General features: G+C 38.0%; 27 protein-coding genes. 10 read left to right on the top strand and 17 right to left on the bottom strand.

Going from position 1 to position 23488, the window contains the following annotated elements:
- The first annotated feature begins 128 nt into the window (after nucleotides 1-128).
- Both rpsU and NL42_RS09665 read left to right on the top strand, forming a co-directional pair.
- A complete protein-coding gene (rpsU, locus tag NL42_RS09670; RefSeq protein WP_001136722.1) occupies nucleotides 129-344 on the top strand; it encodes a 30S ribosomal protein S21 in 216 nt (71 codons plus the stop codon).
- Nucleotides 345-369: 25 nt separating this feature from the next.
- On the top strand, nucleotides 370-816 hold the full coding sequence (locus tag NL42_RS09665) for a GatB/YqeY domain-containing protein (RefSeq protein ID WP_003650763.1): 447 nt from the start codon (nucleotides 370-372) through the stop codon (nucleotides 814-816).
- A gap of 89 nt (nucleotides 817-905) precedes the next feature.
- On the opposite strand, the gene NL42_RS09660 is transcribed toward NL42_RS09665, so the two are convergent.
- The 12 genes from NL42_RS09660 to NL42_RS09605 all read right to left on the bottom strand — a co-directional run bounded on the left by NL42_RS09660 (nucleotide 906) and on the right by NL42_RS09605 (nucleotide 13261).
- Nucleotides 906-2333, bottom strand: coding sequence for a M48 family metalloprotease (locus tag NL42_RS09660; RefSeq protein ID WP_461312586.1), 1428 nt, complete (start codon nucleotides 2331-2333; stop codon nucleotides 906-908).
- 142 nt (nucleotides 2334-2475) lie between these two features.
- The gene (locus NL42_RS09655) at nucleotides 2476-3441 is read right to left on the bottom strand and encodes a 2-hydroxyacid dehydrogenase (protein WP_461312585.1); all 966 of its coding nucleotides are present in this window, start codon (nucleotides 3439-3441) and stop codon (nucleotides 2476-2478) included.
- Between the two features lie 11 nt (nucleotides 3442-3452).
- Nucleotides 3453-4100, bottom strand: a complete 648-nt coding sequence (locus NL42_RS09650) for a hypothetical protein (RefSeq protein WP_461312590.1) — start codon at nucleotides 4098-4100, stop codon at nucleotides 3453-3455.
- 100 nt (nucleotides 4101-4200) lie between these two features.
- Nucleotides 4201-6090, bottom strand: coding sequence for a M48 family metalloprotease (locus NL42_RS09645; protein ID WP_461312584.1), 1890 nt, complete (start codon nucleotides 6088-6090; stop codon nucleotides 4201-4203).
- A 78-nt stretch (nucleotides 6091-6168) separates the two neighbouring features.
- Entirely contained in the window at nucleotides 6169-7710 is a 1542-nt protein-coding gene (gene purF / locus NL42_RS09640) for an amidophosphoribosyltransferase (RefSeq protein ID WP_199964485.1), read from the bottom strand.
- A 25-nt stretch (nucleotides 7711-7735) separates the two neighbouring features.
- Nucleotides 7736-8323 (bottom strand): CvpA family protein, encoded by a 588-nt coding sequence (locus NL42_RS09635; protein WP_198079786.1) that lies wholly within the window; start codon nucleotides 8321-8323, stop codon nucleotides 7736-7738.
- A gap of 6 nt (nucleotides 8324-8329) precedes the next feature.
- The gene (locus NL42_RS09630) at nucleotides 8330-9334 is read right to left on the bottom strand and encodes a quinone-dependent dihydroorotate dehydrogenase (RefSeq protein ID WP_199990476.1); all 1005 of its coding nucleotides are present in this window, start codon (nucleotides 9332-9334) and stop codon (nucleotides 8330-8332) included.
- Between the two features lie 89 nt (nucleotides 9335-9423).
- Nucleotides 9424-9903 (bottom strand): type II secretion system protein GspM, encoded by a 480-nt coding sequence (gene gspM, locus NL42_RS09625; RefSeq protein ID WP_016137584.1) that lies wholly within the window; start codon nucleotides 9901-9903, stop codon nucleotides 9424-9426.
- On the bottom strand, nucleotides 9903-11042 hold the full coding sequence (gene gspL / locus NL42_RS09620; protein ID WP_461312583.1) for a type II secretion system protein GspL: 1140 nt from the start codon (nucleotides 11040-11042) through the stop codon (nucleotides 9903-9905). Before gspL ends, gspM begins: the two co-directional genes overlap by 1 nt.
- Before the next feature lie 23 nt (nucleotides 11043-11065).
- A complete protein-coding gene (locus NL42_RS09615; protein WP_461312582.1) occupies nucleotides 11066-11521 on the bottom strand; it encodes a SixA phosphatase family protein in 456 nt (151 codons plus the stop codon).
- Nucleotides 11522-11577: 56 nt separating this feature from the next.
- Entirely contained in the window at nucleotides 11578-12651 is a 1074-nt protein-coding gene (locus NL42_RS09610; RefSeq protein WP_461312581.1) for an NAD(P)H-dependent glycerol-3-phosphate dehydrogenase, read from the bottom strand.
- Between the two features lie 34 nt (nucleotides 12652-12685).
- Nucleotides 12686-13261 carry a nitroreductase family protein gene (locus NL42_RS09605; protein WP_461312580.1) on the bottom strand — a complete coding sequence of 192 codons (576 nt, stop codon included), beginning with the start codon at nucleotides 13259-13261 and terminating at the stop codon, nucleotides 12686-12688.
- A 209-nt stretch (nucleotides 13262-13470) separates the two neighbouring features.
- Here NL42_RS09605 and NL42_RS09600 point away from each other — a divergent pair, with 209 nt between their 5' ends.
- Nucleotides 13471-13851, top strand: coding sequence for a hypothetical protein (locus NL42_RS09600; RefSeq protein WP_003650739.1), 381 nt, complete (start codon nucleotides 13471-13473; stop codon nucleotides 13849-13851).
- 38 nt (nucleotides 13852-13889) lie between these two features.
- On the opposite strand, the gene rhlB is transcribed toward NL42_RS09600, so the two are convergent.
- Nucleotides 13890-15041: an ATP-dependent RNA helicase RhlB gene (gene rhlB, locus NL42_RS09595; RefSeq protein ID WP_336169745.1), complete on the bottom strand. Its 1152-nt coding sequence runs from the start codon at nucleotides 15039-15041 to the stop codon at nucleotides 13890-13892.
- A gap of 105 nt (nucleotides 15042-15146) precedes the next feature.
- On the bottom strand, nucleotides 15147-15359 hold the full coding sequence (locus NL42_RS09590) for a cold-shock protein (RefSeq protein WP_016137578.1): 213 nt from the start codon (nucleotides 15357-15359) through the stop codon (nucleotides 15147-15149).
- Nucleotides 15360-15735: 376 nt separating this feature from the next.
- Between NL42_RS09590 and NL42_RS09585 the strand changes: the two genes are divergently transcribed.
- From NL42_RS09585 to NL42_RS09565, 5 genes are all read left to right on the top strand, one after another.
- Nucleotides 15736-15981, top strand: a complete 246-nt coding sequence (locus NL42_RS09585) for a sulfurtransferase TusA family protein (RefSeq protein ID WP_004643450.1) — start codon at nucleotides 15736-15738, stop codon at nucleotides 15979-15981.
- Nucleotides 15982-16114: 133 nt separating this feature from the next.
- A complete protein-coding gene (rpoH, locus tag NL42_RS09580) occupies nucleotides 16115-16981 on the top strand; it encodes an RNA polymerase sigma factor RpoH (protein WP_336169742.1) in 867 nt (288 codons plus the stop codon).
- Between the two features lie 110 nt (nucleotides 16982-17091).
- Nucleotides 17092-17457, top strand: a complete 366-nt coding sequence (locus tag NL42_RS09575) for a DUF423 domain-containing protein (protein ID WP_016137575.1) — start codon at nucleotides 17092-17094, stop codon at nucleotides 17455-17457.
- Nucleotides 17458-17470: 13 nt separating this feature from the next.
- Nucleotides 17471-17668: a sulfur carrier protein ThiS gene (gene thiS, locus NL42_RS09570; protein ID WP_004791249.1), complete on the top strand. Its 198-nt coding sequence runs from the start codon at nucleotides 17471-17473 to the stop codon at nucleotides 17666-17668.
- Nucleotides 17669-17681: 13 nt separating this feature from the next.
- Nucleotides 17682-18467, top strand: a complete 786-nt coding sequence (locus NL42_RS09565; RefSeq protein ID WP_001154366.1) for a thiazole synthase — start codon at nucleotides 17682-17684, stop codon at nucleotides 18465-18467.
- A gap of 127 nt (nucleotides 18468-18594) precedes the next feature.
- Here NL42_RS09565 and NL42_RS09560 read toward each other — a convergent pair whose 3' ends face one another.
- Entirely contained in the window at nucleotides 18595-19224 is a 630-nt protein-coding gene (locus NL42_RS09560; RefSeq protein WP_461312579.1) for an HD domain-containing protein, read from the bottom strand.
- 19 nt (nucleotides 19225-19243) lie between these two features.
- Nucleotides 19244-20017, bottom strand: a complete 774-nt coding sequence (gene yaaA, locus NL42_RS09555) for a peroxide stress protein YaaA (protein ID WP_461312578.1) — start codon at nucleotides 20015-20017, stop codon at nucleotides 19244-19246.
- Nucleotides 20018-20142: 125 nt separating this feature from the next.
- Here yaaA and NL42_RS09550 point away from each other — a divergent pair, with 125 nt between their 5' ends.
- Complete coding sequence (locus NL42_RS09550; RefSeq protein ID WP_004643457.1) at nucleotides 20143-20775, top strand: alpha/beta hydrolase; 633 nt, start codon at nucleotides 20143-20145, stop codon at nucleotides 20773-20775.
- 60 nt (nucleotides 20776-20835) lie between these two features.
- On the opposite strand, the gene rtcR is transcribed toward NL42_RS09550, so the two are convergent.
- On the bottom strand, nucleotides 20836-22440 hold the full coding sequence (gene rtcR, locus NL42_RS09545; RefSeq protein ID WP_461312577.1) for an RNA repair transcriptional activator RtcR: 1605 nt from the start codon (nucleotides 22438-22440) through the stop codon (nucleotides 20836-20838).
- Nucleotides 22441-22507: 67 nt separating this feature from the next.
- Between rtcR and NL42_RS09540 the strand changes: the two genes are divergently transcribed.
- On the top strand, nucleotides 22508-23482 hold the full coding sequence (locus tag NL42_RS09540; protein WP_461312576.1) for a ribonuclease Z: 975 nt from the start codon (nucleotides 22508-22510) through the stop codon (nucleotides 23480-23482).
- Nucleotides 23483-23488: the final 6 nt, after the last annotated feature.

Here is a 23488-nt window from a genome sequence, read left to right as displayed (position 1 = left end):
TGAGTCAAAATATTGCAATCGCTATTATAGACTTGTGATATGAGTTGTAAATGAGTAAAATACTGACCTTCACTTGTGATCCGGCACAATAGTGTGCTTGATCTTATCCATAATCTAGAGGATTTTACATGCCACAAGTTAAGTTGAAAGAAGGCGAACCAGTTGACGTAGCTATCCGTCGTTTCAAACGTTCATGCGAAAAAGCTGGTGTTTTAGCTGACGTTCGTAAACGCGAATTCTACGAAAAACCAACTCAAGAACGTAAGCGCAAAAAAGCTGCTGCAGTTAAACGCTACCAAAAGAAATTGGCTCGCGAATCTGTACGTACTACTCGCCTTTACTAATTAATTTGTGATTGACTGCTGAATTATGACTACTTTAAAAAACCAAATTACTGATGCATTAAAAACTTCTATGCGTGCCAAAGATATGGCAACAGTGACGGTTTTGCGTAGTCTACAAGCAGCAATTAAGCAAATCGAAGTCGATGAACGCATAGAGCTTGGCGACGCTCAGGTTCTTGCGGTCATTGAAAAGCAAATTAAACAACGTAAAGAATCGATCAAAGCCTTTGAAGGTGCTGGTCGTGATGATTTAGCTAGTAAAGAACAAGCCGAAGCTGAGATTTTATCCCAGTTTCTACCAGAAGCTATGACTGAGGAAGAGCTTGATTCTCTCATTGAGCAAACGATTTCTGCTCAAGAAGCAACTAGCATGAAAGATATGGGTAAGGTGATGAATTCTCTACGTCCGATCATAGCCGGGCGTGCCGATCCTTCTATAGTTTCAGCAAAAATTAAAGCTAAATTAGCTTAATTTCTTCTCTTAAATTTTATATTCCTTCAAACCAAAATTCCTTTTAGTTTGCGAATATTTGTATATCTGAAATTTTGAAAGACTTATGTTCAAATTTTCATTCTTCGCTCATCTTGCATTTGCTTTAATCTACTGTCTATTCTAGCCGACATTGCTTGATTGTCTTTTGCTAATCGTTGAGCATGCAACATCGATTTAATTGCATTTTCTTCACTCCCCGACCAATATTCAGCTTCAGCTCTATAGCGTAAAACGTTGACTGCTCTTAACGATCCCGCCTTGTCCAAATTAGCGGCTTGCTGTAAAAATTGCCAGCCTTGTATATCTCTTGGGTTTTTATTGATAAATCGTTGAACGAGAGTTTGCACTTGTGCAAATTTACCTTGGCGCAGCAAAACTTCAGCCAATTTATAACTAAAAGCTCTATTTTCAGGCATAGTCATTTGTGTCGAAGCAATTGAAGTATATGCCTGATCCAGCTTGTTTTGCCCCAGATAAATATCGGTCTGCAATAGCGTAACAAGAGGTTTTCCACTCGTTTTTGCTTGATCTAAGGTGGATTGCGCCTGTGCATAATCACCTTGTTTTACATAAAAAGCCGCCAAAGCAATAAGACCAGCAATATTTTTTTGTGAAGCTAAACTCTGTAGTTGGTTTTCAGTAGCCTGATTTGAAACCACCATTGTGTACCACTTTAAAATTTCAAAATCGACATCATATATACGATTTTTAACTTTAGGCATTTGGTTCGCACGAAGTCGAGCTTCACTCATGCGCTCAGTCGTCAATGGATGAGTCAGCCAGAAATCTGGTAAAAAACTTACCCGACTAGTCGCACGATGCATTGTTTCAAAATAGTCAGCCATACTTTGAGGGTTATAACCCGCCGCATACATATATTGCATGCCAATACGGTCTGCTTCACGTTCCTGATTTCGACTATATGTTAACTGGCTATCCATTAGGGCAGCCTGCGTTCCCAACATCACTGCCGCTCCTGCATCTCCACCACCCTGTGCCGCTATGGCCACGCCTGCCAAAAGCCCAGCTAAACTTAATAAAGTTTGCCCCTTAAAAGCTTCCTCTGAACGGCTAAAATGTCTTTGTGATACGTGTGCAACTTCATGGGCCATAACACCAGCAATTTCGTCAATATTACGAGCTGAAGCGATAAGTCCTGTATTAAGCGCAAATAGACCACCCGGAACAGCAAATGCATTAATTTGTGGGTCTTTAATAACAACTAGACCAATAGGTTGACCCAGTTGAGTCTCACTCAAAATACTTGAAAATACTTGGAAAAATTGATCTTCGAGCCAGATATCTTGGATAACCGGCATTTGTTTATGAACTTCACGGAAAACTTTTTCGCCAATAAATTTTTCTTTTTGTTGATCAAGCAAGCCTATCCCACTTCCAATATTTGGAATTTCCACCTGATTCGCAGATGGCTGAGGGTCGAAAGACTGTGCATACGAAGCATTTGCTATAAAAGTCGCACTTAAAATAACTGGCAAAAATCTCAAAAGTTTTTCTCTATTAAAATCAAACCATAAAAAAAGCCTACTGATGTAAACCCTAAAACAGGATTTTCCATCAATAGACTTTTACTATATCACTCGAAATCGACTAGTTTTGCAATGAAGTGTTATTCATCACTTATATAAAATTTTGGTTTACCAGATATCTAGGTGTTTTGTCTTCTAAAGCTTCAACCAAATTTTTATAGGCAAGATTCGCCATTTTTTTACGGGTTTCAGCAGTAGCTGAACCTACATGAGGTAACGTGACTACGTTGGGTAATTTAAAAAGTTCTGAATCTTGTAAAGGTTCTTTTTCATACACATCTAAGCCAGCAGCAAAGATCTGATTTTCCTGTAAAGCTTCAATTAAAGCTTGCTCATCAACGACTGAACCACGCGCAATATTAATAAAAATAGCATGTTTTTGCATAAGCTCAAACTGAGCTTTACCCATTAAGGCTTTCGATTCATTATTTAAATCAACGGCGATGACCACGAAATCAGACTGCTGTAGTAATTGATCCAAATCAAGATATTCTGCATTTAACGGTTCAGCTAATTCAGGCTTTTCACGACGATTATGGTAAACAATATTCATGTTAAACCCATAAAAACCACGACGTGCAATTGCAGCACCAATATTGCCAAGTCCAATAATTCCCAATGTTTTTCCAAAAACATCTAAACCAAATTGCTGAGGCCCTACAGTTCTTTTCCATTCACCTTGTTTAGTCCAATGATCAAGAAAAGGAACTTTTCTAGCAGCGCTTAGTAATAATGTAAAAGCAAGATCAGCTGTTGTTTCCGTTAAAACATGAGGAGTATTTGATAACCAGATTTTTCTTTGATTTAAATAAGCCAGATCATAATTGTCATAGCCCACCGTTACAGATGAAATAATTTTTAGTTTTTGGGCAGGTGCAAGGTTATTTTTATTCAGTAACCGTCCTGCACCAATCATTCCATCAGCATCCACAACGTGCTGTCGTATTTGTTCATTAATATCACCCAATTTTGGGTTAAGAACTACAACATGATAATCCTGTTGTAATCGAGACAAAATTTCTTCATCAATTTGACTAAAAACTACAACTTTTTTCATGTAAATCCCTACTACTCGTTGTTATCTTGCATTAATTTCCATAACCTTTTTTTAAGGAGTGGTTTCTCCAGCATTTCTTTTAAACTTGCCAAATGAATAATATTCGCGTGTTGAATATAAGAACAGTCACCAAGACACAATATCTTTTTCTCTGCTGCGACAGCATCTAAGAAGCCTTGTATATATGAACCAGCACCCCGCTGATCTTGATAAGTAGCTAAAGGAAAAGGCCACTTTAATTCAGCATACTGCCCTATTTTTGCTTTTTGTATGTTAATCCAGAGCTGTTTTTCTTCTTCATTTAAATTGGTAACATCTAAAAAAATAACACATTTTTCAAGAGAAAAAGCCTGCAACTCAAATGATGCAATCTTAATGACAGGTGCTTGCACTTCATTGCGAGGTTCTATAACAGGTTGAACCGGCATTGACACTGGCGCCACAATTTCAGGTTCAACTTTTGGAATATCGTTGATTTGTGGCTTTGTGGGCTGCTCAACAACTATGGGTTCTACAGAAGGCAATATAATCGGTTCAGGTTCTTCAACCACATGATCTCGCCAAAGGCTTTGAGCATTATTTTTTTGGCATGTCTGTGTCTTAGGAATCCATAAATCAATTCCTAAAGTTGCCAATATATTTCTTTGCTGCCCAATCATGTGTGAATCAATACCTCTACTCAAGCTACATTCTAACGGGCTTCAGTTTTTTTTTCAGTGTTTTATTTCGTTCCGTTGTTTTTATAATCGTAGATGTCTTTTAAATAATCATAACACTATTTCTTTTTTGCATTTGCTCAACAATTTCTTCTGTCTCAAAGCCAAAACGCCAATAAAGCAATTCAAGTACATCTAGTTCGTCTTGCGTGATAATACGATCGCTCCATAAGCACATTTCTGCAATCGCCAGAATACTAAGACGGTCACGCAATAATAATCCCGCAATATCATTTAAAATTTCGGCCAAATCCAAAGGCTCATCTGAAATCTCATCATAGACATACATTTCATCTGGATTGAGCAGCGAACGCAAAATACGCTCACGCACTTCTAACTGATTTGGACTATTAATTTGCTGAACATGAAGTAAAGCATCAATCAAACGAACAATTTGAGGTTTCACTTCTTCAAGTGCTGTTGGCAAATGTAACGGCATCAAATTCAATTCATATTTAACCCGCTCCAACAAAAGTGCATCTAACAAACCAATTTCGCCATCTTCTTGAATAATGAGCGCTAGTTTTGTTAGAAATTGCCGCGCAATGCTTGCTGGCATATGTCCAATGTTTTTACAAGCATCATGAAATATCTGAATATGAATACGGCCATCAAGATTTAATAAGGCATCAATAATGGCATGACTAACTGGCGCATCTTTAGGAATAAATTCTCGATATTGACGAATCATCAAAATAGCGACCATTACCTCACGTGAACCAGTAGCAGTTTGTAGCGCACGCTGAATGAGTTCAGGACGCTTTTTATTTCGACGCACATCACTACTAAGAGGCTTAATGGCATCATTTAATGCAAAACTAATTGGTGACAACCGCAGTAAAGGCAAAGGTTGAGGAGATGACCATGGAACGTAAATTTCTTTTTCAGATTCCTCTAAAAAATGAAATAAACTAAACAACGGGCGATTACGGAGCTTTTTTAAATTTTCTAATTGTAAATCTTGTAGCAAAGTCGGATTTAACTCATAAATCCGTTCACGAATGCTTGGGTGAATATTCATCCAGCTTTGAGGGCTAAGTGAGTTCGCAAAACACATATGCGCGATTGACTCAGAATAAGCACTATGAATTTGTGAACCAGAATGGTGAACATAAATACGCAACAAAGTCTGAGTATTGGCACTATTTTTTAATAATCGTACCGTTTTTTGGTCATTACGAAATGTACGACCACTTAAGGTTAAATATTTAATAAATCGGGTAATTAGTACGCCTAGGCTTCCAGCCAGCCAAATAACGCCACCCACCGCAACAAACACGGTTTCAAATTTATGTTTATAACCAGGGCTATAGCGCTTAAAACCTTGTTTTGCTAATTTACTGCCCCACTGGCTAAACGTTGTTAATCCACTATATAAAATCTTTAATTTAGTATTCTCAACTGCTTCACCTGATAAAATCTGATTAAACTCATGGCCCAACAAACCATATAGTTCAAGTTTATCTAGATTTTGCAGAGCTCCCCACGTCAAAATAATCACAATATCTTTAGGGTGAAAACCTGCCGTAAGCGCATTTACGCCTACTTCATCAGGTAAAACATATAAGGTTGGAACTTTAAGTGAAAAATTTTGCGCCAAATATTCAGTAATTTTTAATGCTTCAAGTTCTTCTGGCGTACTTTCTTCTTTTACTAAACGACGTGCTTTAAGTTGTTTTGCTAAAGAATGTCCACCTTTACGCAAGATATAAAGTTCAGTAACTACTGACCAAACCATAATAAAAAGCAATAATGCGACAAAATAAGGACTTAAAGTGTGCCACCAAATGGGCTGACTATAATCAAAAAAATGGACGAGTAAACCTAAAATTAAATTTAAGATAAAAATAGTAAGCAACACAGCAACCAAACACATAGTGATGGACCATGCCATATTCTTATTTTCGATTAGATAGTGGCTTACTTCTTTCAATGTAAATATTCCCAATTACATTGTTAGTTTTCATCATAAAAGAAAAAAGCGGGAAACACCCGCTTTTTTCAGCTATTTCTATTCTTCTTTAATGCCAGTTAAATCGACAGAAGCTGCGTCAACATTAACATCAATGTAACCATCTTTTTTCTTTTTCGCAGAATCATTACGCTTCTGCTCCAAATTATTTAGATAAGCACCATCAATATCGCCTGTGACATAGATTCCATCAAATACAGAGCAATCAAACTCAGTTAGATCAGGCACCTTGCTAGTACGTACAGCATTTTTCAAGTCTTCCAATTCTTGGAAAACCAAACGGTCAGCACCAATAATTTCTTGGATTTCTTCTACACTGCGCTCTGAAGCAATTAGCTCAGTTTTAGCAGGCATATCAATACCGTAAACGTTTGGATACATAACCTGAGGTGCAGCTGATGCAAAGTATACTTTTTTCGCACCAGAATCACGTGCCATCTGGATGATTTCGTTACAGGTTGTACCACGAACAATTGAGTCATCAACCAGTAAAACATTCTTACCTTTAAACTCAAGTTCTACAGGGTTTAATTTCTGACGTACTGATTTTTTTCGCTGTTGCTGACCTGGCATAATGAAGGTACGACCGATGTAACGGTTTTTCATAAAACCTTCACGGAACTTCACACCTAGAATATTTGCAAGTTCTAATGCTGAAGTACGGCTCGTATCTGGAATTGGAATAACCACATCAATATCATGGTCCTCACCCCAATCACGTAAGATTTTATGAGCAAGCTTTTCACCCATTTTTAAACGGGCTTTATAAACTGAAATTCCATCAATAATGGCATCAGGACGCGCAAAATAAACATATTCAAAAATACATGGACGGTATTTTGGATTAGCTGCACATTGTCTTGAATATAATTCACCATCAGCAGTGATAAAAATTGCTTCACCTGGTTCAATGTCACGCTCAATTTTGAAACCAAGAGCTGTAATAGCAACTGATTCAGAAGCGATGATGTATTCCATCTCGCCTTGTTCAGTCATACGTGAACCATAGATCAGTGGGCGAATACCGTTTGGATCGCGGAAACCAACTAAACCGTGACCAGTAATCATCGCCACTACGCCATATGCACCTAGACAGCGCTCGTGTACACGAGTAACTGTGTGGAAAATATCATCTGGTGTAGGGTTTAAAGTACCGTTCTTCTGCAACTCATGCGCGAACACGTTCAAAAGAACTTCTGAGTCAGAATCAGTATTCATATGACGTAAATCTGTTTTAAACAGATCATCATGAATATCTTCGGCATTGGTTAAATTACCATTATGCGCAAGCGTAATACCGTAAGGTGAGTTCACATAAAATGGTTGTGCTTCAGCACTGCTAGCAGAACCAGCAGTTGGGTAACGTACATGGCCAATACCATAATTACCAAGTAATGCTCTCATATGACGAGTATGAAAAACATCACGCACCATGCCGTTATCCTTACGAAGGAAAAGACGGCCTTCATGGCAGGTTACTATTCCAGCTGCATCTTGCCCACGATGTTGCAACATCGTTAAAGCATCAAACAACATTTGGTTCACTGGCGATTTACCGGCTATACCAACAACTCCACACATAGCAACCTCGCAGACAAGCTAGGAATTAATAAAAAGGATTCTTTGTCGAATGGTCGGATCGGTTTTCTAAATCTTCCGATTCGTCCATTGTTTTTGAAGGGGTGCTTGATGCACTACCTCCAGATGTTATTTGATGAAATGCCTCACTCGCTGCATCTTTAGATAATTCAGTCGCTAAAGGTGCATAAGGCAGTAAAAATTGTATAAGTATGGACTGTTTCCAGTTTGGTGAACTTTCAACCCAAGGCCCTACGCCCTGCATTGTAATCAACACAACCAACAAGCCTTTTAAGGAACCAAAAGCACCACCTGCTAAACGATTTAATGGTCCCAATTTCAGACTTTTCAAGAGGCCATTTAAAAATGCAGTGACGATCCATGTTAAAACAATGATCATAAGTGCTATAAATGCGAAAGCTGCAATTTTTTGAACAACCGGATCATGACTTAAACCCGACATGGACGGCGCAAGGAGGACAGCATATTTTGCACCCATAATTAATGCAATGATCCATCCTACCAAGTTCGCAAAGGCTTTGATAAATCCTTGTCGCAAACCGTTTAGCCCCCCAATGAGCAAAAGTATCAGAATAATGATATCAATTGTGTTCATATTCACTTAAGTCATGGCTGCAACACATTGCTTTACCAATATAGGACCGGTGTAAATCAATCCACTATAGATTTGTACTAGTGTTGCTCCAGCTTGCTGTTTGACTGCTGCTTGTTCACCCGACAAAATTCCACCCACACCAATTAACGGGATTTGTCCTTTTAACGTTTGGGCAAATAAACGTAAGCATTCTGTACTTTTTTCAAAAACAGGCGCACCTGATAAGCCGCCCGACTCATTACCATAAGGAAGATTTTCTACACCTTCTCTAGATAAAGTCGTATTGGTAACAATCAAACCATCAATTTTAAATTGCAATAATTGTGCTGCAATAAATTCAACATCTTCTGCTGTTAAATCAGGTGCAACTTTTAAAACTAAAGGAACATAATGGTTATATTGCTCGGCAAGCTCAAGTTGTCTTTCTTTTAATGTTTGCAATAATTCAGTTAATGCATCACCACTTTGTAAACTTCTTAAGTTCTTGGTATTTGGAGATGAGATATTAACGGTAATATAAGAAGCGTAGTTATAAACTTTCTCAAGGCAAATCAGGTAATCATCAACAGCCTTTTCTACAGGTGTATCTGCATTTTTACCAATATTGATACCTAGAATTCCTTTAAATTTTGAAGCTTTGACATTCTCAACAAGTTTATCAACACCATCATTATTAAACCCCATACGGTTAATAATGGCTTTCGCTTCAGGAATACGGAACAATCGTGGTTGTGGATTACCCGACTGAGGACGAGGTGTAATTGTTCCGATTTCAATAAAACCGAAACCCAGTCCAGCTAAAGAATCAATATGTGCGCCATTCTTATCAAGTCCAGCAGCTAAACCTACCGGATTTGGAAATTCAATTCCCATACAGGTTGTTGGTTTTGATTCTACGCTCTGGCGTAGCAAGCCGAACTTATGTGCTTTATCAAGCATAGATAATGTTAATTCATGGGCACGCTCTGGTGCTAAACTAAACAACATCGGGCGAGCAAGTGAATATAACATACCAATCACAGTCTACTGATTTTAGGTAGACATATTATAGGCACAGGTAGCACAAAACACCATGCTTAAGAACACCATATTTTAATATGTTATTGAACCGTCGCTGTTAATTTAATCTGTCCGTCACTTGAAACCATTTCCATCTTTTGAATACTTAAGCCCATTTGTGCAAGTTGGGTTAAAAAGTTAGCTAAAATTGCATAATTCTGATGAGTAACAATAATTTGTAACTGCTCACCATTTTGTTGAGAAGTGACCGTTAAACCTTGTTGCTGAGCTACTCGTTGTATTTTTTCCGATTGGCCTAATTCGAGCTCATTCGCTGGCTTCATGGTAACGGCATTACTCTGCATCCATACCATCAAATCTTTTAAATCATTTAAGCGTTGTTGTTGCTGCTCTGCCAAAGAATGCATTTTCCAGAGTGAAGCTCCAACAATAGCCACGACTACAAAGATTGTAGTAAAGACCACCATAATACGTTCACGCAGAGTTAAACGATCTAAATATTGAACGATTTGTTCAACCCACTGATCAAAGCGGTTTTGCAATTGAGTTATCATTTTCATTATTGTATTTTCACCACCCCAATTGCCCCACCACCATCGGCTTGAACATTACCGAGCTCCGCTTTAAAACCCTGCTGGTTAAGTTGCTGAGTTAAAGCTTGCAAATCATCTGCCGACTTTGCTTTTAATGCCATAGTTAGTGTTGAAGCATCATAAGCTAACTGCTGAGCTAAAATTTGTCTTTGCATTAAAATAGGACCAACACGGCTCAATAAAGAAAGTGCTTGTGTATCACCTTGCTTACTCATGCGTAAATGACTTTCAAACTGGCTTTTTATATTTTGTTCATTTACCCGACTAGAAGGGCCAAACCAATATTTATATTGCTCGACCGTCTGTTCGGCGGTTTGATTAGCCACATTTCTTAACTTTATCCAACGCAACAAATCATAGCTAAACTGGACCACTATAATTGCTAAAACAATAGCGGCACACGCTTTCCAATAACCAGAAACCGTGTGCTCTTGCCCTTTAGCTTTAGGCAGAACATTAAAAGGATGCTGTTTAGGCTTATCTAAACCCTGAAATTGATAGATAAATTCAGAATGATGCTCGGCATCCGATGCTGCCACCAAGCTTTCGAGTTGCTCTGTTGTCAAACCACTATATTGATAATGAGTTTCGACTGATTGAAACTCTAAAAATAATGCTAAATCATCTAGTGAATTACCCACCCATTTACTTTCACGCACAAGTAATTTCTGGTCAATATTACATAAGACCACTTGCTGCTCTTGAGGTTCCGGTAAAATTAGAAAGTCTGGCAATAAAGCAACGAGTTTAATAGGCAGTAAAGCCATTGCATGCTGCCATGTTTCAACTGTTGTTTTTGCCACTCCCAATACGGTTAATTGATCAGCATGAAAATGATGCACCACTTTCATATGATCAATAGGCAAAGTTACAAATTCTTCAAGCAAATATTTAACGCCATCTGCCCCTAGTTGCTTGTAATGAGACTTTGCCATGTGCTGCTGGAGTACCTGAGCATGGCGACTAGGGAAAAAGATGACAGCTTCTTTTCCTTGATGTAATTGCAGGTCTTGTATTAATTGATCAAGACTTGCTGCCTGCAACCAATTTTCTCCGTTAGACCAATGCCATATTCCATTGGTTTCAGGCATCCATAAATACAGCATAATGGGCTAAATGACCTTTTTAATTATATTGTGGGTATAAAACTATTTTTTTGTGTTGATAAACCAGTTGCAATAACAGCCTGATCATAAATTCGAGCTTCGGCAAGTGCAAATGGATTAAAGTTTTCATGTGTCAGTAGTTCAGCAATATACCCTACTACATTCATATGACACACGACTACAATTGACTCATAAGGAACTTGAGACAACCACTCAACTGCTTCTTTCGCATTATCATCTGGTTTGATTTTATCGCATAACAGCACAGGAACATCTTTAAAATAAGCTTGAATATGCGCCAATGTCTCTTGAGCACGTAATAAAGGACTAACTACAAAAATATCAGGCTTAACAATATCTTTTAAAAATGTTGCTGTCTGCTCAGCTTGAGCATGCCCACGAGAAGTAAGTGGACGTTTAGTGTCATTACCATTCACTGGAGGAGCGGCTTCCCCATGACGAACTAATGTCAGTTGCATAAATATTCCTTGTCAATAATTCTTGCATTATAACCGTAATTTATGACATTTATTCTTCAGACTTCATGGTGAGGTAAAACAAACTCAACATCACTACGGTGTCCATTTTTCATAAGAGATAAGGCAATATTTAAAGGAGGCGCCCCTTCGAAAATAACCTCATATAAAGCATTGGTAATAGGCATATATACGTCTAGTTCTTCTGCTTTACCACGCACCTGAATAATCGTATTAATTCCTTCAGCGGTTTGCCCCAACTCTTTACTCGCCTGATCAAGTGTTTTGCCTGAACCCAAAGCATAACCAATTTGATAATTACGGCTTAAAGGGCTATTACAGGTTGCAAATAAATCACCAACACCAGATAAACCTAAGAATGTTAGAGGATTTGCACCTTGTTTGACTGCAAAACGGCTCATTTCAGCCAAAGCACGCGTTAAAATCATACTCTTGGTATTTTCACCAATCTTGTAAGCAGCTCCAATTCCCATTGCAACGGCGTAAATATTTTTAAGTGCCCCACCCAGTTCAACACCATGCACATCATCACTACCAAAAACTCGGAATAAAGCACTATGAAGAGCATGCTGCACAGCATAACGAACGAGTTCAGAATCACTGGCAATAACAGTACCAGATGGCATTCCCGCCATAATCTCTTTAGCGAGATTTGGGCCAGATAACACCCCATAAGGAACTTCTGGCAATTCTTCACGAATAATATCGCTCATGAAGCTAAAAGTTTTAGCCTCAACTCCCTTCGTTAAAGAAACAACCGCCTGTGCAGTAATATAAGGAGCGATTTGTTTTAATACATCACGAAATGAATGACTAGGAATAGCCACCAAAATAATATCTCGATCACACACTGCTTGTTCTAGGTCACACACAGCACGCAATGATGACTCTAAAACAAAGTCTGGCAAATAACGTTTATTAATATGCGTTTTATTGATTTCTTCTGCTGTATCAGCATCACGAATCCAGATCATGGTGTCACAACCATTACGTGCAGCTAAATTCGCCATAGCTGTACCAAAACTGCCTCCACCTAAAACAGTAATGCGTAATGCCGTTTTTTTATCGACCGCAACAGGTTCCACTAAATCTGTAAACTTAAATTCAGTCATGCTTTATTATCCTATTTCTTACTTCTACAGACTTTTATGCCTGCCAAATTTTTACGAATTCTTTACTTTTAATATCTGCGCGTGGTGCAATCGCTTTAGCTGCCGTGCCCACATAAATAATACCTGAAATTAAATCATGTGGTTGCAATCCTAAATGCTGTTTTAACCAATTTGACTCAACAACAGCGCCACTACGCCACATCGTAGAAAAACCTTGAACTTGTAAAGACAATAAAAGGTTTTGTACGGCAGCTCCAGTACTTAAAATCTGTTCAAAATGCGGAACCTTAGGATGATCTTGCAATTGTGTAAGCGCTAAAATGAGTAAAGGTGCACGGAAAGGATGTTGCTTAACTCGCTCAAGTTGCGCTGAGTCAGTTTCACCTAAGTCAGCCAATGCTTTCGCTAAAACCTCACCAAATGCAGCACGCTGTTCAGCTTCGATAACGACAAAACGTGTTGGTTTAAGTCTATGATGGTCAGGAGCAGTTAAAGCAGCTTGAAAAGCTAACTCTAATTGATCTGCATTCGGTGCAGGCTCAATCAATTGCCCAATAGATTGACGTTGGTGAATATTTTGATGAATTATCTGTGTTGCTGAATCCGTCATTAATATTGATCTAACTCAAAAAATTCAAAATAGATTAGCATAATCTACAGATAATCCACCATTGTATCTAGAACATAAAAATAACGAGTTCACGCTTTGACATTTTTCTAAGACAAAACATCAAAACTTATACAACGTCTTCAAAATCAATTAGAAAACTTGTGTTCAAATAGTGAGATCTTTTGACGATTAACGATATTAGGTGAAACATGAAAAAAATAATTTTAGCGAGCGCATTAAGTAGTGTTGTTTTATTACTAGGTGCTTGTGCCACCACCCCTAAAAACACATTGGCTGTTCAAAAAGAAAATAATCAATTTGAAGTTACAGGCATTGGTAAAACAAATCTAATTGCAAAAAATAATGCGATTACTGCCGCTCAAAAAACTTGTTCAAAAAGCACCAGCCCTGTTGTGGTAGATGAAAAAACAACATACAACGGTGTATTAAAAGATGTAGTAAGCGAGAAAACAGGTCAAATGGTTGAAGCTGCTGCTGGTGTGATTGGCACCTTGACTGGTAAAAATGCATCTCTAGCAAAAGACGATGATTATCAAACAACACTTACTTTCTATTGTAAAATTAATTAATCAAAAAAAATCCCAATCATCTGATTGGGATTTTTTTATTAGCAATAACCATCTAATCGGGTTAATGGCAATTTCTTACCAATTGCTTTTTCAATTTCTGGCAAGTAAAAAGCATCATCTTCAGATAAGAAACTAATACTTACACCTTGTGACCCAGCACGACCTGTACGACCAATCCGGTGAACATAATCATCTGATTGCTCAGGTAAAGTATAGTTGATCACATGAGATACGCCATCAACATGAATACCACGGCCTGCAACATCCGTTGCAATCATGATATTGTTTTTACCCTGTTTAAATTGGTCTAACATTTTTAAACGTTTATCTTGGGCAATTTCACCTGAAAGCATCCCGACCCGATACCCATCTCTCTTTAAATGATCATAAAGACGGCGTACTTGATCACGTCGATTAGCGAAAATCATGACTTTATCGATCGGTTCTTCACGCAAAATATCTTGTAACAAACGATATTTATCTTGTTTAGCCACTACATAAACGCGTTGTTCAACATCGTTATTGGTTTTTTGCTCAGGCTCAATTTCAACAGTGATTGGCTCAAACAACCATTGTCTCGCCAAGTTAAGCACGTCATAACTAAAAGTAGCCGAGAACATGAGGGTTTGACGTTCTTCTTTACGCGGAGAAAAACGCACAATACGTTTTACAGAAGGAATAAAACCCATGTCCAATAAGCGGTCAGCTTCATCAATGACAAGGAATTCAATTTGATCGAGCCAAACTTCTTTTTGTTCTACAAAATCAATTAGACGCCCAGGAGTGGCAACCATGATATCGACAAAATTAGCGTCTAGTTGTTTCTTTTGCTTATCAAAATCTACGCCACCCAACAGTGTCACGATGTGTAAATCTGAAAATTTTGTGAGTAATTTCGCATCGCTTTCAATTTGCAATGCCAACTCACGAGTAGGCGCCAAAATCAAGGCACGTGGCTCACCACGAAAACGCTGCCCTTGAATCGGGTTATGTAATAAGTCATTAATGACACTAATCAGGAAAGCAGCAGTTTTACCTGTTCCTGTTTGCGCTCTACCAATTGCATCATGCCCGCCCAACGTATATTTTAAAACCTTTTGCTGAATCGGGGTCATTTGCTTAAACCCTAAAGCATCAATCGCCTTTTTAAGTTGCGGATGTAAATTCAAGGTTTCAAAACCAGATGTCATAAATACGTGCTCTAACAAACAATCTCTCTAGTGAGAAGATCATTATAAACAAAAACGCCCCAATTCAAAAATTGGAGCGTCCATGATTCATCAAAAAATGATGAATTAGTCTAAAGGCTGAACGTTTTCAGCTTGAAAACCTTTTTGACCTTGTACTACACTAAATTCTACGCGTTGACCGTCACGTAAAGAACGGTGGCCGTCACCAGCGATTGCACGGAAATGAACGAATACATCGTCACCGCCGTTACGTTGAATAAAGCCAAAACCTTTAGTGTCGTTAAACCACTTTACTACGCCTTGTTCGCGAGCTGTCATAAGTCAATCCTCAGATGTTGAAAAAAGGACCTTCCGGTGTTGCAAACAGCAGAGCAAACAAGTGTTTAAAATATTTATAATCTTAAAGCTTGTAATCATTCTGTAAAACTATCAACAATTTCCGGTTACATCCATTTGTTATAAGATTTTTAAACCAATTTAAGTGTGCGGTAAATCTTAAAACGGTTCGAGCTTACCATGGGTTTATGACAATTAATAGAATTTTTTTCAATTATTCCCCCTATTTTTTAGTCCTTTTTTTAAACAGCTTATTACAATATTTCTTATAGGTAATTGCTTGTTTCTTCTTTTATAAAATGTGCAGCGTTTATAAAAAAATTTGTTAGAATAATCTTTTTAGTTGTTTTGATGATGAATGACCAACACTTCTTCTACTACAGCACTTATTGAAATTAATGCCTTGGGCCAACCGTGTCCAATGCCTTTATTAATGCTAAAACGCGAACTCAAAAAAGTATCGGGTAAACAGCTATTTTTATTAAAATCTTCTGACCCACATAGTGAAATAGATGTAACTCGTTACTGTGGTTTACATCATTTTATGTGTCAGACAACACATATATCCGAAAGAGAATTTCACTATTTAATTGAAACTCAATGATTCTTTGATAAACTAAAAGATTAGAAATTGCATAAAATTTTACATTTCTCTACCCAATTTTCCTTAATTATGAAGCTGATTCAAATTAAGATAAATTTATTGGTTATCCCATCCGATCCTACAAGGAGAAATCATGAGTGACAGCAGCAATCAATTGATGCCCCTGTCATTGTCTGCGCCCGGTGTAAACCTTGGTGCATATATCAGTACTGTCAATCAGATTCCTATTTTAACGGCCGAGCAAGAAAAAGAACTTGCTGATCGTTATTATTATGACCAAGATCTTGATGCCGCAAAAATGCTGGTAATGTCGCATTTACGTTTCGTCGTTCACATTGCGCGCAGCTATGCAGGTTATGGCCTACCACAAGGCGACCTTATTCAAGAAGGTAATTTAGGCTTAATGAAAGCCGTGAAGCGTTTCGACCCAAATATGGGCGTGCGTCTTGTATCTTTTGCCGTCCACTGGATTAAGGCAGAAATTCACGAATACGTTATTCGTAACTGGCGTATTGTCAAAATTGCAACGACCAAAGCTCAGCGTAAATTATTTTTCAATTTACGTAGTTTAAAAAAATCGAGTAAAAAATTAACGCTCGAAGAAGCTCAATCGATTGCGAATGACTTAAATGTTACTGCAGAACAAGTTCTGGAGATGGAAGGTCGTTTAACCGCTTATGATGCTGCTTTCGAAGCTCAAGGCGACGACGACGATGACACCCCACATACTGCACCTGCATTGTATCTTGAAGATAACCGCTACGATCCAGCTCGTTTAGTCGAAAATGAGGACTGGGAAGAGCAAAGTACATCTGCTTTACATGATGCAATGGACCAGTTAGATGACCGTTCGCGTAACATTTTACAACGTCGCTGGTTAGATGATGATAAATCTACTCTCCACGAATTAGCGGCCGAATATAATGTATCAGCAGAACGCATTCGCCAGCTTGAAAAGAATGCAATGGAAAAAATTAAAATTGCCATGTCTGCAAGCTAAAATAAGTTTAAAAATAAAAGGGCGATTAGCCCTTTTGTTTTATCTGGCTATGTTTAGCCAACCCAATCTATGATAACGTTGCCCTTCATTATTCATTTGCGTTTTTTGTTATGTGGATTGCCATTTCAGCCCTTAATCTTGCCTTTGCAGTCATGTTGGGTGCTTTTGGAGCACATGGTCTTAAAGCTCATGCGAGTCCTGAGCAACTTGTCTGGTGGCATACTGCAACCGACTATTTTTTCTACCATGCTTTAGGTCTCTTAGCACTTGGTATTTTAAGTAAAGTCATCATTACGTTCCCCATTAAATTGCCATTCATATTGATTCAGATCGGTATTTTATTCTTCTGTGGTTCACTCTATATCATGGCGCTTGGATTACCGCGAATTTTAGGGGCAATTACCCCAATTGGTGGAGCATTTATGATAGCTGGATGGCTCGTTTTGGCTTGGAATGCCCTCAAATACGCAAAATAATTGGAATGTGATCATGCAAATTTATTTAAATGGCGAATTAACGGACACGCCTTGTCAAAACCTGTTGCAACTTATTCAGGAAATGGCACTTGAAGGAAAACGCTTTGCTGTCGAACACAATCAGCAGATCGTTTCTAAAAGCAAATTAGAGCAAATCACTATTGCTCAACATGACCGTATCGAAATTATTCACGCTGTTGGCGGCGGCTAAGTCGGAGTTATCCATGCAAGACACCCCTCTCATTATTGGTTCACGTTCTTTTCAATCTCGTTTATTGGTAGGAACTGGCAAATATAAAGACTTAAATGAAACAGATTTAGCCATTCAAGCGAGTGGTGCAGAAATTGTAACTGTCGCAATCCGCCGTGTGAATATTGGACAAAATCCAGATCAACCGAACTTACTCTCAGTTATTCCACCAGAAAAATATACAATTTTGCCAAATACCGCAGGTTGTTTTGATGCTGATAGCGCAGTACGTACTTGCATGTTAGCGCGCGAACTTCTAGACGGTCATAACTTGGTAAAACTTGAAGTTTTGGGCGACGAAAAAACCTTATATCCAAATGTAACAGAGACTTTAAAAGCGGCTCGAACTTTGATTGATGACGGTTTTGAGATTATGGTCTACACATCTGATGACCCAATCATTGCCCAAGAACTTGAAAGTATGGGCTGTGTAGCGATCATGCCTTTAGGTAGTCTAATTGGTTCAGGTTTGGGTATCTTAAACCCGCACACTATTTCAATTATTAAAGAAAATGCAAAAGTACCCGTTTTGGTAGATGCAGGCGTTGGTACAGCAAGTGATGCTGCAATTGCTATGGAACTTGGTTGTGATGGCGTGCTGATGAATACAGCAATTGCAGCTGCTCAAAACCCTATTTTGATGGCGTCTGCAATGAAAAAAGCTGTTGAAGCTGGACGTGAAGCATTTTTAGCGGGTCGTATGCCACGCAAACGTATGGCAAATGCAAGCTCACCAGAAACAGGTTATTTCTTTAAATAATTTATTTCTAAGGAATCACTGCTTTTTTCAGTGGTTCCTCTCTTATGTAACCATTTCACTTTTCAAAAAAGACTAGAAATCTATATCACTTTATTTTAATCGACAGATCTAAATTCTTATATTTAGCTTAGGCTATGCCTAATGTCCTCTGTAAATTTTGCTTTGCTCTTAACTCAAAATTCTGTTGAAAATAAGTCGTCTGATAAAGTGGGTCTGACTGATAAAAATGCGCTAAAACTTCTTTTCTTTTGGTTGAATATACTTCTGGATCGACCCAAGCATATTCCTGTTGAATCTGCTGTTCATATTGCATAAAACGTTCTGGAGTTGCTGCCAAAATAGCTAAATCAATATCCAATAAAAATTGTAAATCCGTTTCATCAGTTGATATATGCTTTTGAGTAGCAAGAATCCAAAGCTTTATTTTCTGAACTGTATTTACTGGTAAATCTTGAGCCATACATTGTTCAAATAACTCAGCACTTTTAAACTCATTGTCTTTAGCTTGTGGGTCATAGATTGCATCGTGGAACCAGAGTGCCAATGCAACCGCATAGGCATCATTCAAATCAGATCGAACTGATTCGAGCAAAGCTAAGCATTCATATAAATGTTGAACAGTATGATAGGCCCGCTGCTTTTCACTATAAGCAGCGATGAGTATATTTAAGATTTTTTGTGGCTCAGAAAAATGATAATGCTGATGCAGCTTAAACCAAACATATTCCAGTTTTAATAAGTAAAGCTGCATCATCATATATGGTCCCTACTCAGGGTTATTGTTCGTCCCGCTTAAATACCAGTTCTTTTTCTGATGAATTCTCAGCATCAAAGTAGTATCCATCGGTATTGAACGCTTTAATATCCTCAGCTTTATTTAATTGGTTTTCAATCATAAAACGAGCCATTAAACCACGTGCTTTTTTCGCATAAAAACTAATGACTTTATATTTGCCATTTTTCTGGTCTAGAAAAACAGGCTTAACAATTTCAGCCTTAATTTTCTTCTCATTGACCGATTTGTAATACTCATCTGAAGCTAGATTTACAAGTAATTCAGAATTTATTACTGCCAAGTCTTCATTAATCTGGTTTGTGATAATTTCACCCCAGAATTCATACAAATTATGACCACGCGTATTTTTTAATTTAGTACCCATCTCAAGACGATAAGGCATCATTAAATCTAAAGGACGCAATAAACCATATAAGCCAGATAGCATACGTAAATGCTGCTGTGCAAAATCAATATCTTTGTCTTTTAAATGATAAGCATCTAAACCCGTATATACGTCACCTTTAAATGCATAAATTGCCTGACGAGCATTTGAAAAATCAAATTCGGGCTTCCAATCTCTAAATCGGTCTGCATTTAGTCTGGCAATTTTTTCACTGACACTCATTAAGCTCGCAATTTCCGAAGCAGAAAGTTTACGGCTAACATCAATTAATTGTGCTGAGTGTTCTAACAAGCGAGGTTGAGTAAACTCATCTGTAGGTAACGCTATTTCATAATCTAAAGTTTTTGCAGGAGAAATTAAAGCAAGCATAGACAACCTGAAAAAATTATTCTTAATCCCAACTATAACAGTAGATATTTTTTAATGCTAACTCGTGTTTTCAATGACGACTATCGGTAAAATAGCATCACGTATTGTTATTTAGCGGTTCTTATATGTCTGAGCAAACTTTCATCCAGGGTCCAGTAGGTAAAATTGAACTTTTCGTTGACCGCCCTGAAGGTGAAATCAAAGGCTTTGCGGTTGTTTGCCATCCGCATCCATTGCAAGGTGGAACCCCTCAACATAAAGTCCCTGCCCTTTTAACCCAAATCTTTAATGAATATGGCTGTATTGTTTATCGCCCTAGTTTCCGTGGCTTAGGCGGCAGTGAAGGTATTCATGATGAAGGCCATGGTGAAACTGAAGATATTTTAGCCGTAATTGAACATGTTCGTAAGCTTCATGAAGGTCTGCCATTTTATGCAGGTGGCTTTAGTTTTGGCTCACATGTTTTGGCAAAATGCTTTGCACAGCTTAATCCTGAATTACGACCTGTACAGTTAATTTTGTGTGGTCTACCAACGGCTACCGTAGTGGGTTTGCGCCACTATAAAACTCCGGAAATTCAAGGTGATATTCTGCTCATTCATGGTGAGCAAGATGACATTACCTTGCTTTCAGATGCAATTGCATGGGCGAAACCTCAAAAGCACCCAATTACGATTTTACCGGGCGCTAACCACTTCTTTACAGGTTATTTAAAACAGCTTCGCCAAATCATTACACGCTTTATTATTATGAAATAAGCAGTAGTTTGATGGACATAGATTGAGTCTATGTCCATCATTTCATAAGCCCTGTAACTACTAAAAATTATTCCAACTCAATCCAAAACGGGCCAAATATTTTTTCACTCGATCACTATCGTTCGTTGTATTACGTTGTTGACGAGACACCGAAAAGAGTTGTCTTCCCACCTCTGCCATTGATTTTGAATTTTCACAAACTTTAAGTACCCCACGTAATTGAATCTGGTCAAATTCATCTATTTGCTCTAGTTGTTCAGAACTCAAATAGTTCAATAGAATGTCTGCATCTCTATTTCCATCATTGCAAGATGCGGTCTGAATAAGCCAAAGTTGCTTTAACCGTTGAATTTCTTTTTCTACAGTTTCACGGCGAATTAACTCACCTTGCGATAAAGTTGCTAAACGAGTCACGCTCGCGGCTAGATCTCTAAAATTTCCTTGCCATGATGCATCTGCTGATTTAGCAAATTTTAAATACATTTCTAAAGCATCACGTTGAAAACGTAATTGTCTTTGATGAATTGCTGCAAAACGTTGTAGCTCAAAATCAATGTTGGGGGCAATATCTTCTATACGGTCTTTTAAATTTGGTAAAAAGAATGTCCATGTATTCAAACGGGCCCATAAATCTTCACGAAAACGGCCAGCCTGAACTTCATTACGTAAATCACGGTTAGTACCCGCTATTAGTTGGAAATCGGCCTGAATTTCCTTATCACTTCCAACTGGAAAGAAGCTTTTGTCTTCAAGCGCTTTAAGAAGCATTGCTTGTTCATCAAGCCCTAACTCACCAATTTCATCTAAAAACAAAATGCCTTGGTCAGCACTTTTTAGTAGACCAGCACGAGAAGCAGCTGCTCCTGTGAATGCACCTTTTATATGACCAAATAAAGTGGACATGGCACTATCACCGCGTAAGGTCGCACAGTTAACATCAATAAAACGACCGCTTAATTGAAATTTATCTTTCTTTAACTGAAAAATCTGTTTTGCCAAATGAGACTTACCAACACCTGTTGCACCCATAATTAAAATAGGCGCACTAGAGCGGGTTGCAACTAATTCAACCTCCTCAATAAGCTGATTAAACGCTTTATTATGAGTAGAAATATTTTCTTTAAGTTGTTGCCAATTTTGCTTTTGTTCATCATCGAATCGCTGTTTTAAAACATCGTATCGAGATAAATCCAGATCAATAATTCTATATTCACCTTCTGAGGTCTTTTGTTGATTAGGTGAACTCTGAATAAGTTGAGCTGGAAAATAATGTGCATCGACTAATAAATACCAACAAATTTGGGCAACATGTGTTCCCGTAGTGATATGCAATAAATAGTTATTTTTTTCGACATCAAACGGATAGGTTTTTACAAAATCATAAAGTGCCCCATACACCTCTGCAAAATCCCAAGGATCTTTAATACTGACCTTATGTCCAGAAATCTGTGTTTGTGGAGAAATTTCTTTCGCGTCTAATGCTATAGATTTAACTAAATTATGATGTTGCCGATCATGTAACAACACCAATTCATCTACAAGTAAATCTTCATGCATTAACAGACTAATCGTGGGACGCCAACGTTGCCATCGATCTGGCCTTCTCCCCTGATCAAGTGTAGAACCGACAAAGCCAATAACGACTGTTTTCTTTGCATCCGCCATAATTTCTATAAAATTTTATAAGTGTCTATAATATACAATACGCATTTGACCAAAAAATTCCAAGAATATGCTTCATTTTACTTTTTTAGGCACATCTTCAGGTGTACCCACTCTGACACGTAATGTTTCAGGATTAGCAGTTCGTAATAACAAGAATAAAGACTGGATTTTAATTGATGCAGGAGAAGGTACGCAGCACCGCATCCAACAAGCCAAACTTTCCTTACAAAACCTAGTTGCCATTTGTATTACACATGTTCACGGTGATCATTGTTATGGTCTAGTTGGTTCATTGGCAAGTGCAGGCATGAATGCCCGTAGTAAACCATTAATCGTGATTGCACCGAAAGAAATTCAGCAATGGTTTGAAATCACTGCCCAACTTACAGATTTACATTTACCCTATTCACTACAATTTATTGATGTGAATGAAGCAACACAGCCACAGCAGATCACCGATGAATTCATCGTTCAAGCACATCCACTAAGCCATCGTGTTCCAAGTTTTGCTTTTAGCATTTATATCAAATCTATTCAGAAGAAGTTAGATACCCAAGCTCTAACTCAGTTAGGCGTACCTCAAGGCGATATGTGGGGCCATTTAAAACGAGGCTACAATGTTGAATTTGACGGACAAACTCTAAAAGCTCAAGACTTTATCAAAGTTCAAAACCAGAAAATTCATGCAGTTATAGGTGGAGATAATGACCAACCTGAACTGTTAGCAGACGCTTGCAAAGATGCCCAACTCCTTATTCATGAATCAACATACTTGCAAACAGTTTTAGATAAGGTGGGCAAAGGTCCAATGCATAGTTCAGCAAAAATGGTGGCTGAATTTGCAGAACAGCAATCTCTGGGTAATTTAATTCTGACGCATTTTAGCCCTAGACATCAGGATAAAGCTGGACAGCACGCTATTGCTGAAGAAGTTCGCCAGTTTTATAAAGGTCATTTTTATTTAGCAAATGATTTTGATGAGTTTACTTTAAATGAAGCTGGACAACTTTTAAAAGTCGATAAAAACCATAAGGGACATTAAATAAAC

This window comes from Acinetobacter sp. GN11, assembly GCF_054823985.1.
Note: the sequence above shows the minus strand (reverse complement) of the source record. Positions and strands in the feature narration are given on the sequence as shown.